Source organism: Methylobacterium brachiatum, assembly GCF_020523825.1.
GTDB lineage: Bacteria > Pseudomonadota > Alphaproteobacteria > Rhizobiales > Beijerinckiaceae > Methylobacterium > Methylobacterium brachiatum.
The window spans coordinates 118,003-132,747 of record NZ_JAJALK010000015.1 but is presented as its reverse complement, the minus strand read 5'-3'; the positions used below and the strand labels follow the sequence as shown (position 1 = coordinate 132,747).

Annotated in this window: 10 protein-coding genes; 2 read left to right on the top strand and 8 right to left on the bottom strand. The window is 71.0% G+C overall.

Annotated elements, in window-relative coordinates; translation table 11 throughout:
- Positions 1 to 16 precede the first annotated feature (16 nt).
- The gene (locus LGR69_RS25695; RefSeq protein ID WP_007568842.1) at positions 17 to 679 is read left to right on the top strand and encodes a CoA transferase subunit B; all 663 of its coding nucleotides are present in this window, start codon (positions 17 to 19) and stop codon (positions 677 to 679) included.
- Between the two features lie 66 nt (positions 680 to 745).
- Here the strand turns inward: LGR69_RS25695 and LGR69_RS25690 are convergent, their stop codons facing one another.
- The 4 genes from LGR69_RS25690 to LGR69_RS25675 all read right to left on the bottom strand — a co-directional run bounded on the left by LGR69_RS25690 (position 746) and on the right by LGR69_RS25675 (position 7,610).
- Positions 746 to 2,443: a methyl-accepting chemotaxis protein gene (locus tag LGR69_RS25690; protein WP_230367788.1), complete on the bottom strand. Its 1,698-nt coding sequence runs from the start codon at positions 2,441 to 2,443 to the stop codon at positions 746 to 748.
- Positions 2,444 to 2,880: 437 nt separating this feature from the next.
- Positions 2,881 to 3,567, bottom strand: a complete 687-nt coding sequence (locus LGR69_RS25685) for a metal ABC transporter permease (protein WP_230367787.1) — start codon at positions 3,565 to 3,567, stop codon at positions 2,881 to 2,883.
- A 180-nt stretch (positions 3,568 to 3,747) separates the two neighbouring features.
- The gene (acnA, locus tag LGR69_RS25680) at positions 3,748 to 6,447 is read right to left on the bottom strand and encodes an aconitate hydratase AcnA (protein WP_007568836.1); all 2,700 of its coding nucleotides are present in this window, start codon (positions 6,445 to 6,447) and stop codon (positions 3,748 to 3,750) included.
- Between the two features lie 338 nt (positions 6,448 to 6,785).
- Positions 6,786 to 7,610 carry a CDC27 family protein gene (locus LGR69_RS25675; protein ID WP_091858971.1) on the bottom strand — a complete coding sequence of 275 codons (825 nt, stop codon included), beginning with the start codon at positions 7,608 to 7,610 and terminating at the stop codon, positions 6,786 to 6,788.
- A 129-nt stretch (positions 7,611 to 7,739) separates the two neighbouring features.
- Between LGR69_RS25675 and LGR69_RS25670 the strand changes: the two genes are divergently transcribed.
- Complete coding sequence (locus tag LGR69_RS25670; RefSeq protein ID WP_230367786.1) at positions 7,740 to 9,140, top strand: leucyl aminopeptidase family protein; 1,401 nt, start codon at positions 7,740 to 7,742, stop codon at positions 9,138 to 9,140.
- Positions 9,141 to 9,150: 10 nt separating this feature from the next.
- Here LGR69_RS25670 and chrA read toward each other — a convergent pair whose 3' ends face one another.
- The 4 genes from chrA to LGR69_RS25650 all read right to left on the bottom strand — a co-directional run bounded on the left by chrA (position 9,151) and on the right by LGR69_RS25650 (position 14,738).
- Positions 9,151 to 10,515, bottom strand: a complete 1,365-nt coding sequence (chrA, locus tag LGR69_RS25665; RefSeq protein ID WP_230367785.1) for a chromate efflux transporter — start codon at positions 10,513 to 10,515, stop codon at positions 9,151 to 9,153.
- Positions 10,512 to 11,684 (bottom strand): M20 aminoacylase family protein, encoded by a 1,173-nt coding sequence (locus LGR69_RS25660; RefSeq protein ID WP_230367784.1) that lies wholly within the window; start codon positions 11,682 to 11,684, stop codon positions 10,512 to 10,514. Before LGR69_RS25660 ends, chrA begins: the two co-directional genes overlap by 4 nt.
- A gap of 64 nt (positions 11,685 to 11,748) precedes the next feature.
- Positions 11,749 to 12,240: a Cu(I)-responsive transcriptional regulator gene (gene cueR, locus LGR69_RS25655; protein ID WP_230367783.1), complete on the bottom strand. Its 492-nt coding sequence runs from the start codon at positions 12,238 to 12,240 to the stop codon at positions 11,749 to 11,751.
- Positions 12,237 to 14,738 (bottom strand): heavy metal translocating P-type ATPase, encoded by a 2,502-nt coding sequence (locus LGR69_RS25650; protein ID WP_230367782.1) that lies wholly within the window; start codon positions 14,736 to 14,738, stop codon positions 12,237 to 12,239. Before LGR69_RS25650 ends, cueR begins: the two co-directional genes overlap by 4 nt.
- Between the last annotated feature and the right edge of the window lie 7 nt (positions 14,739 to 14,745).

Sequence of the window (14,745 nt, the reverse complement as noted above, 5' to 3'; positions counted from 1 at the left end):
GGAAGGGAGTAGAACGATGGCCTGGACCCGCGAGCAGATGGCGGCGCGCGCCGCCAAGGAGCTGGAAGACGGCTTCTACGTGAACCTCGGTATCGGCATCCCGACGCTGGTGTCGAACTACATTCCCGAGGGCATGTCGGTGCAGCTGCAATCCGAGAACGGCATGCTCGGCATGGGCCCCTTCCCGTACGAGGGCGAGGAGGACCCGGACCTGATCAACGCCGGCAAGCAGACGATCACGGCCCTGCCGACGACCAGCTACTTCTCCTCGGCGGATTCCTTCGGGATGATCCGGGGCGGGCACATCAACCTGTCGATCCTGGGGGCGATGCAGGTGGCCGGAAACGGCGACCTCGCCAACTGGATGATCCCCGGCAAGATGGTGAAGGGGATGGGCGGCGCGATGGACCTCGTCGCCGGCGTGAAGCGCGTCATCGTCGTGATGGAGCACGTCGCCAAGAACAAGGACGGCACCGAAAGCCCCAAGCTGCTCAAGGCCTGCGACCTGCCGCTGACCGGGACCCGGGTGGTCGATCTCGTGATCACCGATCTCGGCGTCTTCGAGATCGACAAGAAGGGCGATGGCGGCATGAAGCTGATCGAGCTCGCCGACGGCGTCTCCGAGGCGGAGATCCGCAAGAAGACCGAGGCGGATTACACCGTCGCGCTCGCGGCCTGATTGCGCATCATCCCGGGAGCCGACATCCGGCTTCCGGGATGACCCGGCCGATCGGTCGGGGCCGCCTCAGGCGGCCCGGATGCCATTGAGGAAGCGGGCGACCTCGGCATTCAGCAGCCCGGACTGGTCCGAGAGCGCCGCGGCCGCCCCCAGAACCTGGGCGGCGGCGGCCCCGGTCGCCTCGGACGCCTCCGCGACCCCGACGATATTGCTCGTGACCTCGCCGGTGCCGGAGGCGGCCTGGGCGACGTTGCGCACGATCTCCTGAGTCGCCGCGCCCTGCTCCTCGACCGCCGCCGCGATACTGGCGGTCACCCCGTCGATCTCACCGATCCGGTTGGTGATCCCCCCGATGGCCGCCACAGCGTTCTCGGTCACCGCCCGGATCGCGCCGATCTGACCGGTGATCTCGTCCGTGACACGGGCGGTCTGGCCGGCGAGTTCCTTCACCTCCGAGGCGACGACGGCGAAGCCGCGCCCCGCCTCCCCGGCCCGGGCAGCCTCGATGGTGGCGTTCAGGGCCAGAAGGTTGGTCTGGCTGGCGATGTTGGCGATCAGCCCGACCATCTCACCGATCTCGGCCGATGTCTGGTTCAGCGCCTGCACGAGCTGGGTCGTCTCGCCGGCCTCCTGGGCCGCCGTCCGGGTCAGCGCGGCCGATCCGGTGACCTGGCGGCCGATCTCCTGGACCGAGGTGCCGAGTTCCTCGGCGGCTGCGGCGACCGTCTGGACATTGGCGGCGGCTTCCTCCGCCGCCGCCGCGACGGTCGCGGCCTGCATCGCCGCGATGCTGGCGGTATCGGTCATGCCCTGGGCGGCCGTCTGCAGCTCGACCGCCGAGCTCGACACGGCGCCGACGATGCCGACCATGGCCTGCTCGAAACTGTCGGCGAGTTCGGCCCGGGCGCGCCTGCGCTCGGCCGAGGCCGCGGCATCGGCCCGGCGCCGCATCTCGGCCTGCTCGGCCGCCTCCGCGGCGACCATGCGCTTGATCCCCTCGACCGCGCGCCCGACGGCGCCGATCTCGTCACCACGGGCGGCCTCGGCGATCTCGCTGTCGATCTCCCCGTGCCCCATGCGCTCGAGGGTCCGGACCAGGCGTTTGAGGGGCGCCGTCACGCCGAGGACGACGACGGCGACGCCCGCCCCGATGGCGGCGACGAGCCCGCTGGACGCCGCCGCGACCAGCGTCAGGGTCGCGCGGGCCGCGGATTGCTCGGACGCGTCGCGCTCCTGCTGCAGTTCGGCCGTCAGCACGTCGATCCGCGCCTGGGCCAGCTCCCAGAGCTTCGCACGCAGCGGATTGCCGTCGCTCAGCAGGATGTCGCGGCCGAGTTCGCTGTTGCCCTCCTCCGCGCTGGCGATGACCCGGTCGATGACCGCCCCGAGCGCCGTCAGGGTCTGACTCAGCTCCGCGTTGGCCGCGCGCCGCTCGGGCGTGTCAGCGAGCTTTCCGAGAGTGTCGATCTGGCCGAAGGCATGCGCCTTGGCCTGCTTGATGCGCGTCTCGTATCCCGCCAGCTGCGAGTCCCGCGTCTCGAGGACGAGGTTCCGGGCCTGGACGGACATCTCGCTGACATCGATCTGGAGACCGAGGATCAGCGCGAGCCGCTTGGCCTGCACGTCGATGATGTGACGCGTCTGCTCCGACTGCGCGATCAGGCTCGCGCGGGCGTAGAGGATGAATCCACCGGCGGCGAGAGCGACGATCAAAAGTGGGATTGCAAGCTTCACGAGAATTTTTGCGTCACGCAAGAACTTCATCGCGCCGGCCCCGCATCGTGCAAGCTAGATCCCTGATCCTCCAGCTTGACCACGGAAACATCGATGGCGAAAGCCCTGTGCGCTACCCTGCCGACAAACCATACAGGCGCAGACCAATTTAGTATCAAGATAAATCGGTTGTGTATATTACTAAAATAAGACATAATATACTATGAAACGTAAAATAGGCCGCAAATCTACTTTCCTCATGCGCGATATCACGCGCTTGTTCGGAGCGTTGCAGAACTCGACCCGAGTCTGCGGCCTGCGCGAAGCGCCCGATCATGCCGAGGATTTGTGCAACTGCGTGCGTCGTCCTCGCGGACAGAGCAGGATGGCGGGCCCAACCCCGGGCTCCGGACGCGAAAACACAGGCTTCGCGAAGGCGGCCACGCCCCGGGAACGGCCCTGCCGACCCCGGGGCGCACGTCCAAACCTTACATCGGCGGGGTGAGGCCGTCCTTGCCGACCGCCACGAGCTTGCCCTCGGCCTTCGCGCCGTCCTTGGCGACGACGGCGAAGACCTTGGAGCCGGGGGCCAGGATCGTCTTATCGGCCGGCTCGAAGGCGACGATCGGCGCTGAGGACGGCACCACGATCTCCTTGGACCCGTCCTTGCCGTAGCTCACCGTCAGGGTGCGGGCACCGCCGGCGGCACTCGCGTCGGCCTTCACGGTGCCGTTGGTCATCGCGCTCTTCACCTTGGGGGCGTTGGCGGTCTCGGCCTTCACGGTGCCGTTGGTCATGGCACTCTTCACCTTGGAGCCGGCGCCGCCGGTCTGGTCGGTGATCGTGTCCCAGCCGTAATGGCCTTCGCCGGTGCCGCGCATCGACTCGGGGAAGAGCACGACTTCGAGGGCGGTCATCGGGTTCTCGCCCTTGGTGGCGGTGCCGATGAAGAGGCCGTCCTTGATCTGGTCGAGGCTCGACGGAACCACCCAGGCGAACTTGGCGCCGCCGACATCGACGGTCTCGGACTTGCCGTCCTCGGTCTTGATCGTGAGCGTGCTGCCCTCGGCCTTGTCGATCGTGCCGCGGACGCGCTCGACCTGCGCGGCGAAGGCTGCGCTCGACAGCAGAGCTGTCAGTCCGGCGGCGGCGAGGGTCTTGCTGAGATGCTTCATCGGGTTCCGGTCCTGCTTCGGGAGCCGGGTTATGGGGCGCCGCGGGCGCGAAACAAGGTTGTGCGCAAGACAATTCCGTCAGGATGCGCAGCCTGACGCCGGGCATGAAAAAGGCGGCGCCGGATCGGCGCCGCCTCGATACGGTTCAGGCGACCCTGCCGGGGCCGCCTGGCCGAGGGTTCAGGCCGCGAGCGAACGCAGCACGTAGGGCAGGATGCCGCCGTTGCGGAAGTATTCCAGCTCGTCGAGCGTATCGATCCGGCAGGTGAGCGGCACCTCCTTCTTCGATCCGTCCGACGCGGTGATCTCCGCGATCAGGGTCTGGCGCGGCTTCAGCTCGCCGGACAGCCCCCTGATGGTGACGGTCTCGTCGCCCTTGAGCCCCAGGGACGCCCAGGACGTGTCGCCCTGGAAGACCAGCGGCACCACGCCCATGCCGACGAGGTTCGAGCGGTGGATACGCTCGAAGCTCTCGGCGACCACGGCCCGGATGCCCAGGAGCTTGGTGCCCTTGGCCGCCCAGTCGCGCGAGGAGCCGGTGCCGTATTCCTTGCCGGCGAAGACGACGAGCGGTGTGCCCTGCGCGGCGTATTTCTGCGCCGCGTCGTAGATGAACATCTTCTCACCCGACGGCTGGAACAGCGTCCAGCCACCCTCGACCACGTTGCCGGACGGGTCCCGGACCATCTGGTTCTTGATGCGGATATTGGCGAAGGTGCCCCGCATCATCACCTCGTGGTTGCCGCGCCGCGTGCCGTACTGGTTGAAATCCTGCACGCGGACCTGGTGCGCCTGCAGATACTCGCCGGCCGGCGAGGCCGCCCGGATGTTGCCCGCGGGCGAGATGTGGTCGGTGGTGATCGAGTCGAGGAAGAGCCCGAGGATGCGGGCGTTCTCGATGTCCTCCACGGGCTTGGGCGTCTTCTCCATGCCGACGAAGTACGGGGGGTTCTGCACGTAGGTGGAGCCGGGGTTCCACGCGAAGGTCTCGGCCTCGGTGACCTCGACGTTCTTCCAGTTCTCGTCGCCGCCGAACACGTCGGCGTAGCGGCGCTTGAACAGCTCCGAGGTGATGTTCTCCTCGATGAACTGCTGGACCTCCGCCGAGGACGGCCAGATGTCCCGGAGGTAGACCGGCTTGCCGTCGGAGCCCTGGCCCAGCGGCTCGGTGGTGATGTCGATCTGCATCGAGCCGGCCAGCGCGTAGGCCACGACCAGCGGCGGCGAGGCGAGGTAGTTCGCCCGCACGTCGGGGTTCACCCGGCCCTCGAAGTTGCGGTTGCCCGAGAGCACCGCGGCGGCCACGACGTCGTTGTCGTTGATCGCCTTGGAGATCGCCTCCGGCAGCGGGCCGGAATTGCCGATGCAGGTGGTGCAGCCGAAGCCGACGAGGTTGAAGCCCAGCGCGTCGAGGGGCTCCTGAAGGCCGGACTTCTCGAGATACTCGCCGACGACCTGCGAGCCGGGGGCCAGCGAGGTCTTCACCCAGGGCTTCGAGCGCAGGCCCTTGGCCACGGCGTTGCGGGCGAGCAGGCCCGCGCCGATCATCACCGACGGGTTCGAGGTGTTGGTGCAGCTGGTGATCGCCGCGATCACTACGTCGCCGTGGCCGATGTCGAAATTCGTGCCCTCGACCGGGTAGCGGCTGGCGAGATCGGCGGCCTTCTTGAACTCGGTCTCCATCGAGGTCGCGAAGCCGGGCTTGGCGGCATCGAGCAGAACCCGGTCCTGTGGGCGCTTCGGGCCGGCGAGCGAGGGGCGGACCTCGCCCATGTCGAGATGCAGCGTGTCGGTGAAGACCGGGTCGGGCGTCTTGGCGTCGCGCCACATGCCCTGCGCCTTGGCGTAGGCTTCGACCAGGGCGATCCGGTCGTCGGAGCGGCCGGTGACCTTCAGGAAGTCGATGGTCCGCTGGTCGATCGGGAAGAAGCCGCAGGTGGCGCCGTATTCCGGGGCCATGTTGGAGATGGTGGCCCGGTCGGCGACCGCCATGTCGTCGAGGCCGGGGCCGTAGAACTCCACGAACTTGCCGACCACGCCCTTCTTGCGCAGCATCTGCGTGACGGTGAGCACGAGATCGGTGGCGGTGGTGCCCTCGGGCAGCTTGCCGGAGAGCTTGAAGCCCACGACCTCGGGGATCAGCATCGAGAGCGGCTGGCCGAGCATGGCCGCCTCGGCCTCGATGCCGCCGACGCCCCAGCCCAGCACCGCCATGCCGTTGACCATGGTGGTGTGCGAGTCGGTGCCGACCAGCGAATCGGGATAGGCGACCTCGGTCCCGTCCTCGGACTTCGTCCAGACGGTCTGGGCCAGGTATTCCAGGTTCACCTGGTGGCAGATGCCGGTGCCCGGGGGGACCACCGAGAAGTTGTCGAAGGCCGACTGGCCCCACTTCAGGAAGGTGTAGCGCTCGCCGTTGCGCGAGTATTCCAGGGCAACGTTGTCGGCGAGCGCCTTCGGGGTGCCGAACTCGTCGACGATCACCGAGTGGTCGATGACGAGATCGACCGGCACCAGCGGGTTGATCTTCTGCGGGTCGCCGCCGAGCGCCACCATGGCGTCGCGCATGGCCGCCAGATCGACCACGGCCGGGACGCCGGTGAAGTCCTGCATCAGCACGCGGGCGGGCCGGAACGCGATCTCGACCTCGGCCTTGCCCTTCTCGGCGAGCCAGCCGACCGTCGCCTCGATGTCGGCCTTGCGGACCGAACGATCATCCTCGAAGCGCAGCAGGTTCTCCAGCAGGACCTTCATCGAGAAGGGCAGCGCGGTGGCGGAGGCGAGGCCGTTCTTCTCGGCCTCGGGGATCGAATAATAGGTGTAGGTCTTGCCGCCGGCTTCGAGCGTCTGGCGGGCCTTGAAGCTGTCGAGTGATGGCACGGCTGGTTCTATCCTCGCTGCGGGTTGTCGAACACGCGCAGGCAAGACCTGCGCTACGAAGTCTGTGTTCGGCCTGTGTAGCGCCCGACGGGCGCGCGCCGCCCCGGGAGTGCCCGGGCAGGACGATGCGCGGGGGCGATTTGGACGCCCGTGGAGCCGCGCGGCGCAGCCAGGAAGCGATATAGAACTTTTCGAATCTGGCCGCTACCGGGTTGCGATGACAGCCGCGCGGCCCTGTCGGGCTTGCGGGGGTGCCTCGATAGTGCGGTGCATCCTGAGACGCGGACGGAGCGCGTCGGCGCCTCTGCCATCAGCCCTGGATGCGGCTCGGGCGGCGATCAGCCCTGCTGCGGCGCGCCCGGCAGCGTCTTGAAGCGATTCGGCTGGGCGGCGAGCTTGCGCAGGGACGCGACGTTGGTCGCGGCCTCCTCCGGGCTCATGTCCCGGCGCAGAATCGCCTCGGCATCGGCGAATCGACCCTTGAGGCCGAGCACGAGGGCGAGGTTCGCCCGCACGCGCGCATCGGCGCCGGGCTGGTCGGCCGCGAGCCGCAGGGTCTGCTCGGCCTGATCGAGGTTGCGCGACAGGGCGTAGGACAGGCCGAGATTCGACAGAAGCGAGGGCTCGTTCGGCCGGATCTTCAGCGCGGCCTCGTAGAAGCTCTGGGCCCGGGCCTGCTCGCCGAGCTGCGCGGAGGCCGAGCCCTGGGCCGAGAGGATCCGCCAATCGGGCGAGGCCGGGGAATGGGCGTTGGCGAGGACGTCGATCGCCTCGCGGTAGCGGCCGGCCTCGACCAGCGACTTGCCGTAGGCGCCGAGGATGAACGTGTCGCGCGGGTTGCGCAGGGCCGCCTGCTGCAGCACCGCGGAGGCCTGGGCCGCCTGATCGTTCACCCGCAGGGCGCGGGCATACGCGATGGCCGCCCGCCCGTCGCCGGGATTGGCGTTGAACCGCTCGGCCAGGGCCTCGAGATCCTGGCGCGAGGGCGCGTCCTGGCGCGCGGCCGTCTGGCGCCCGCCGAGATCGCCGATCGAGCCGGTGGTCTCGGGCGAGCGGGTGTTGCAGCCGGCAAGACCCAGCGCCGTGAGGGCCGCGGCGGCGAGGCCTGCCCGGCGGACGTTGGAAGCCAGGGTTCGGGAGACCCGGATCGGGGCCGTCTTCATGATGCGCTCCGCCGGCACAGGCCGGGCGGGCTCTGGCTCGCGCTTCACGCTCCCGGCCGGCCGGTGATAGAGCGTTAACCCTAACCACCGGTTAAGCCGCTGCCGGCCCGACCGCCCCACGAGAGGCACATGACCCAGGCCGACGCTTCCGCGACGCATCCCGCCCTTCTGCCCGGCGACACGCCCGCCGTGCCGGTCACCCTCGTGACGACGGCGTCCTGGTCCGAGGCCGAGGCCGCCCTGGACCCGGCCCACAGCAGCTTCGCCCGTTCGCTCGGCTTCAAGCCGAAGGCCGGGAGCCTCGCGCTGCTGCCGGGCCCGGACGGCAATCTCGCCCGGGTGCTGTTCGGCCTCGGCGATACCGCGGCGCCGGCCTATGACCGCCTGATCGCCGGGAAGCTGCCGGGCCTGCTGCCGGACGGAAACTTCCGCCTGGAGAACGCCCCCGACCCCGCCGAGGCCGCGCTGGCCTGGCTGATGGGGAGCTACCGCTTCGGCCGCTACCGCTCCGCCGGCGGCACGAAGGCGCGCCTCGTGGCGCCCGCCGGGATCGACAGCGACGAGATCGGGCGGATCGCCGCCGCGGTCGCGATGGGCCGCGACCTGATCAACACCCCCGCCAACGATCTCGGACCGGCCGAGATCGAGGCCGCGGCCCGGGCCCTGGCCGAGCGCCATGGCGCCGCGATCGCGGTGACGCAGGGCGACGCGCTGGCCCGGGAATTCCCCCTGGTCCACGCGGTCGGCGCCGCTTCGCCGCGGGCGCCGCGCCTGATCGACCTGAGCTGGGGGCCGGAAGAAGCGCCGCGCGTGACCCTGGTCGGCAAGGGCGTCGCCTTCGACACCGGCGGGCTCGACATCAAGCCCTCCTCCGCCATGCTGCTGATGAAGAAGGATATGGGCGGCGCCGCGGTGGCGCTGGCCGCCGCCGACATGATCATGGGCGCCGGCCTCAGGATCCGCCTGCGCGTGCTGATCCCGGCGGTGGAGAACGCGGTCTCCGGCAACGCCTTCCGTCCCAGCGACGTGCTGCCCAGCCGGGCGGGGCTCAGCGTCGAGATCGGCAACACCGACGCCGAAGGCCGGCTGATCCTCGCCGACGCGCTGGCGCTCGCCGACGCGGAGGGGCCCGAGCTGATCCTCGACTTCTCGACGCTGACGGGCGCGGCCCGGGTGGCGCTCGGTCCCGATCTCCCGGCGTTCTTCACCGAGGACGAGGGCCTGGCCGCCTCCGTCGCGGAGGTCGGGCGGACGGCGATCGACCCGATCTGGCGGATGCCGCTGCACGCCCCCTACGCGAGCCTGCTCGACTCCAAGGTGGCGGACCTCAACAACGTGTCCGGGGGCCCGTTCGCCGGCGCGATCACCGCGGCGCTGTTCCTGCGCCGCTTCGCGCCCAAAACGAAGGCGCACGGCCATTTCGATCTCTACGGCTGGAATCCCTCGACCAAGCCGGGCCGGCCGGAGGGCGGCGAGGTCCAGACCGCGCGCCTGACCTACGCGCTGCTCAAGGCCCGCTACGGGACCTGAGCGGCGCCCGTCAGGCCAGGCCCGACAGCCGCAGCAGCATCCCGGCCCCGGCGCAGAGCGCCAGGGTCGGCAGCGCCCCGAGATTCAGCCGGAAGACCGCCAGGACCGCCAGCAGCGTCAGCACCAGGGCGGCGGGATCGAGGCTGGCGAACACGGGCACGTCCAGGCGCAGCGGCCCCAGCGGCACCGTCCGAACCGCGCCGAACAGCGTCCGCAGCCCGAACCAGACCGCGAGGTTGAGGATCACGCCCGCCACCGCGGCGGTGATCGCCGAAAGGGCCCCGGCGAGCAGCCGGCTCCCGCGCAGACGCCCGATCAGCGGCGCTCCGGCGAAGATCCAGAGGAAGCAGGGCGCGAAGGTGACCCAGGTGGTGAGCAGGCCGGCCAGCGTTCCGGCCAGCAGCGGCGGCAGGGTGCCGGGCGCCCGGTAGCCGGCCAGGAAGCCGACGAACTGGAGCACCATGATCAGCGGGCCGGGCGTCGTCTCGGCGAGCCCCAGCCCGTCGAGCATCTCGCCCGGCCGCAGCCAGCCGTAATGCTCCACCGCCTGCTGGGCGACATAGGCGAGCGCCGCGTAGGCGCCCCCGAAGGTCACCACCGCCATCTTGGAAAAGAACAGCGCGACCTGCCCGAAGACCGGGGCCGGGCCGGGCAGAACCAGCAGCGCCACCACCGGCAGGAGCCAGATCGCCAGCCAGAGGGCGCCGACGCGCAGCGAATCCGCCGGTCCGGCGCGCTCCCGCGGCAGCATCGCCTCGCCGATCAGGAATCCGGCCTCGCCCGCCGCCGCGGCCTCCGCGGGGGTCGGAGCCGGCGCGGGCTTCCGGCCCAGCACGAGGCCGAGCACGCCCGCCACGACAACCACCATGGGGAAGGGTACGGCGAGGGCGAAGATCGCCACGAAGGCGGCGCCCGCGATGAGGCGGTCCGTCCGCCCACGCAAGGCCCGGCCGCCGAGGCGCCAGAGCGCGTGCAGCACGATGGCGAGCACCGCTGCCTTGAGCCCGAAGAACAGGCCGGCGACCAGATCGATCGTGCCGTACAGGACGTAGAGCCAGCTGAGGCCCATCAGGGCCAGGAGCCCGGGCATCACGAACAGCCCGCCCGCGACCAAGCCACCGGCGGGCCCGTGCATCAGCCAGCCGATATAGGTCGCAAGCTGCTGCGCCTCCGGGCCGGGCAAAAGCGTGCAGAAGCCGAGCCCGTGCAGGAAGCGCCGCTCGGAGATCCAGCGTCGCTCCTCCACCAGGATCCGGTGCATCACGGCGATCTGGCCGGCCGGCCCGCCGAAGGAGAGGGCCGCCACCCGCAGCCAGACCGGGACGGCCTGCCTCAGGGTTGGATTCGGAAGGCCGGGGGCGCCCGCCGGGCTCACGCCGTCAGGGGCAGCGCCGTCTCGATCAGACGCGCCCACAGCGAAGCCCCGTACGGGGTCGCGGCGTCGTTGAAGTCGTAATGGGGGTGGTGGAGCGAGGCACTGTCGCCGTTACCGATGAACATGTAGGCGCCGGGGCGGCGGCCGAGCATGTAGGAGAAGTCCTCCGCCGTCATCATCGGCGCGACGGTCCGGTCGACATTCTCCGGCCCGACCAGCGCCTCGGCCACGCCGGCCATGAAGTCCGTCTCGGCCGGGTGATTCTCGGTCACCGGATAGCTCGAGCCGTATTCCACGACGCCCTTCGCGCCGAAGCCGCCGGCGATCTCCGCCACCAGGGTCTCGATCCGCGCCTTGATCTGGCTGCGCACCGCCTGGGACAGGGTGCGCATGGTGCCGCGCATGGTGACGCTCTGCGGCAGCACGTTGAACGCCTCGCCGGCATCGAGCGCGCAGACCGAGACGACGGCCGATTCCAGCGGATGGAGGTTGCGCGACACGATGCTCTGCAGGGCGATGATCACGTGGCTGGCCACCAGCACGCTGTCGACGGCGTTCTGCGGCAGGGCCGCGTGGCCGCCCCGCCCCTCGATCGTGATGGTGAAACGATCGGTCGAGGCCATGATCGGCCCCGGACGGATCGCGAAGGTGCCGACCGCCATCCCGGGGATGTTGTGCATCCCGTAGACCGATTCGATCCCGAACCGCTCCATCAGGCCGTCCTCGACCATCGCCTCGCCGCCGCCACCGCCCTCCTCGGCGGGCTGGAAGATCAGCACCGCGGCGCCGTCGAAATCCCGGGTCTCGGCGAGGTACTTGGCCGCCCCGAGCAGCATCGTGGTGTGCCCGTCGTGGCCGCAGGCGTGCATCTTGCCCGGCACCGTGGAGCGGTAGGGCAGGTCCCGAACCTCCTGGATCGGCAGGGCATCCATGTCGGCGCGCAGCCCGATGGCGCGGTTCGAGTTCCGGCCGTTGCCGCGGATCACCCCGACCACGCCGGTCCGGCCGATGCCGGTCTCCACCGAATCGCAGCCGAAGTCGCGGAGCCGATCGGCCACGAAACCCGCGGTCCGCTCCACGTCGTAGAGCAGCTCGGGATGGGCGTGCAGATCGTGCCGCCACGCCTTCATCGCGTCGGCGAAATCGCGGATCCGTTCGAGGACGGGCATGAGTCCGGGCTTTCGTGGCCTTCAGGTCGGTGCCGGACCAGCAAAGCCGGGGCCAGTCGCGCCGTCAACGGCCACGCTTGTCGCGCCGGTGGGCCGAGCGGGGCCCCAGAGCCGCCAGGGGTGAGGTTTGCCGGCGCGGCGCAGGCGGCCTGTCCTCCGTCGCGAGGTCGTCGAGAATCGGGCATTCGGGCCGGTCGTCGCCGCAGCAGCTCTCGGCCAGGCGCTCCAGGGTCCGGGCCATGCCCTCCAGCTCGGTGATGCGGCGACGCAGATCCGCGATCTGTTCCTCGGCGATCGCCTTCACGCCGGCGCTGGGCCGGGCGCGGTCGCGCCAGAGCGCGAGCAAATCCGCGATGGCCTCGACGCTGAAGCCGAGGTCGCGGGCCCGGCGGACGAACCGCAGGGTGTGCAGATCCGCCTCGGCATAGTGGCGGTAGCCCGATTCGGAGCGGGTCGCCGGCGGCAGCAGGCCGGTCGCCTCGTACCAGCGGATCATCTTGGCCGAGACGCCCGTGCGCCGCGCCGCTTCGCCGATCGTGATGGCTCCCTCGCTCATGCGGCCCTCGGCGCCAGCGCCGGCTGCTCGGCGGGTGCGGGCCGCCCGCCGGCCCGGCGCAGCCGCAGGGCATTGCCGAGCACGAAGACGCTCGAGAAGGCCATCGCGCCAGCGGCCAGCACCGGCGACAGGGCCGGGCCGCCGAACGGCACCAGCAGCCCCGCGGCCACCGGGATCAGCGCGGCGTTGTAGGCGAAGGCCCAGAACAGGTTCTGCCGGATGTTGGCCATCACCGCCCGGGACAGGGCCAGCGCCTCCACGAGCGCCTGCGGATCCCCCGACATCAGCACCACGTCGGCGCTCTCGACGGCGATGTCCGTGCCGGTGCCGATGGCCAGGCCGACATCCGCCTCCGCGAGGGCCGGGGCATCGTTGATGCCGTCGCCCACGAAGGCCACGGGCCCGTGCGCCGACCGGAAAGCCCTGACCGTCTCGACCTTGCCGCCGGGCAGGATCCCGGCCGCGACCTCGGCGATCCCGAGGCTCGTCGCGACCCCGGCGGCGGTGTGAGGGTCGTCCCCCGTCACCATCGCCACCACGAGGCCTTGCGCCCTCAGCGCGGCCACGGTCTCGCGGGCACCGGCCTTAACCGGGTCGGCCACGGCCAGAAGGGCGGCATGGCGACCGTCGAGGGCGAGATGGATCGGGCTCTTGCCCGCGCGCGCGAGGCGCTCGGCCCGGGCCGTGAGGTCCGGATCCCGGGCGATGCCGAGCCTGTCGAGATAGCGTGGCGCGCCGAGGGCGAGGCTCCGCCCGGCGACTTCGCCGGAGACGCCGAATCCGTCCAGGGCCTCGAAGTTGGCCGGATCGGCGATGGTGAGCCCCCGGGCCCGGGCGGCGGCCACGACGGCGCCGGCGAGCGGGTGCTCGGACCGGCTCTCGAGCCCGGCAGCCAGGGTCAGCACCGCATCCTCCGTGAGGCCCGGCCCTGCCACGACATCCGTCACCCGCGGGCGGCCCTCGGTGAGGGTCCCGGTCTTGTCGAAGGCCACGACGCGCACGTCGCGCAGGCGCTGCAGCGCCGCTCCGTCGCGGAACAGGATGCCGCGACTCGCGGCGCGGCCGGTCCCGACCATGATGGCGGTGGGCGTGGCGAGACCCATGGCGCAGGGGCAGGCGATGATCAGCACGGCCACGGCGTTGACCAGGGCCGGCCCGAGGGCGGGCGCCGGGGCGAGGACCAGCCAGCCCAGGAAGGTCGCGAGGGCGATCCCGATCACCGCCGGCACGAAGCGCCCGGTGACGCGATCGACCAGCGCCTGGATCGGCAGCTTGCCGCCCTGGGCCCGCTCGACCATGGCGGCGATCTGCGCGAGCACCGTGGCGGCGCCGACCGCATCGACCCGCAGGTCGAGGCTGCCGCGCCCGTTGAGGGTGCCGCCGACCATCCGGTCTCCCGGCCCCTTGCGCACGGGAACCGCCTCGCCCGTGACCATGCTCTCGTCGACGTGGCTCGTGCCGGACAGGACCGCGCCGTCCGCTGCGACCCGCTCCCCGGGCCGGACGCGGACCACGTCGCCGATGCGCAGCTCCGCCAGCCCCACCTCGACCTCGGTACCGTCGCGGACGACGCGGGCGGTCTTGGGCGCCAGATCCATCAGCCGCGCGATGGCCTGGCCGGTCCGGCCCCGGGCGCCGGCTTCCAGGGTCCGCCCGAGCAGGATCAGCGTGACGATCAGCACGCTGGCCTCGAAATAGAGATGCGCGGCACCTGCGGGCAGCAGGCCCGGCGCCAGGGTCGAGACCAGCGAATAGAGGTAGGCGGCCCCGGCCCCGAGGGCGACGAGGGCGTTCATGTCCGGATGGCCGCGCAGCAGCCCCGGTACGCCGCGCAGGAAGAAGCGCCGCCCGGGCCAGGCGAGGACCAGGGTGGCCAGGGCGGCCTGGACCAGGGCCGTGACCGAGCCACCATGGAGCTGCGGCAGGATGTGGCCGCCCATATCGAGGACGACCACGGGGGCGGAGAGCAACGCCGCCGCGATGGCGTCGCGCCGCAGGGCTCGGCCCTCGGCCTCCTGCCGGGCCGCAGGGTCGATCCGCGGCCCGTCATCGAGCAGGCGCGCCTCGTAGCCGGCGGCCTCCACCGCCGCGACGAGATCGGAGGTCGCCACCAGCCCCTCCGGATGGCGGATCGCGGCCTGGCCGGTGACGAGGTTGACGCTGGCGCCGCTCACGCCCGGCACGGCCGCGAGCGCGCACTCGACCCGACCGACGCAGGAGGCGCAGGACATCCCCTCGACGGCGATCACGCTCTGCGTCTCCGGGACCGGGTAGCCGGCCTCGGCCAGAACCGCGGCGGCGTCGGCCGGGCGCGCACCACCGTCGAGGACGAGGGTGGCGCGGTGGGTGGCGAGGTTGACCGCCACGTCCCGGGCGCCGGGCAGGGCTTTGAGGGCGCGCTCGACGCGGCCGACGCAGGACGCGCAGGACATCCCCTCGACGGGGAAGCTCAAGGAGACGTGTTCGGGCACGGTGGCGGTTCCGATCGGGGCATCCATGCCGGCT

Bases quoted from the DNA above. Each gene is read 5' to 3' on its own strand.
- LGR69_RS25690 (WP_230367788.1), bottom strand. From the start codon at position 2,443: ATGAAGTTCTTGCGTGACGCAAAAATTCTCGTGAAGCTTGCAATCCCA.
- LGR69_RS25685 (WP_230367787.1), bottom strand. From the start codon at position 3,567: ATGAAGCATCTCAGCAAGACCCTCGCCGCCGCCGGACTGACAGCTCTG.
- LGR69_RS25675 (WP_091858971.1), bottom strand. From the start codon at position 7,610: ATGAAGACGGCCCCGATCCGGGTCTCCCGAACCCTGGCTTCCAACGTC.
- cueR (WP_230367783.1), bottom strand. From the start codon at position 12,240: ATGAGCGAGGGAGCCATCACGATCGGCGAAGCGGCGCGGCGCACGGGC.
- LGR69_RS25660 (WP_230367784.1), bottom strand. From the start codon at position 11,684: ATGCCCGTCCTCGAACGGATCCGCGATTTCGCCGACGCGATGAAGGCG.
- LGR69_RS25670 (WP_230367786.1), top strand. From the start codon at position 7,740: ATGACCCAGGCCGACGCTTCCGCGACGCATCCCGCCCTTCTGCCCGGC.
- LGR69_RS25695 (WP_007568842.1), top strand. From the start codon at position 17: ATGGCCTGGACCCGCGAGCAGATGGCGGCGCGCGCCGCCAAGGAGCTG.
- LGR69_RS25650 (WP_230367782.1), bottom strand. From the start codon at position 14,738: ATGGATGCCCCGATCGGAACCGCCACCGTGCCCGAACACGTCTCCTTG.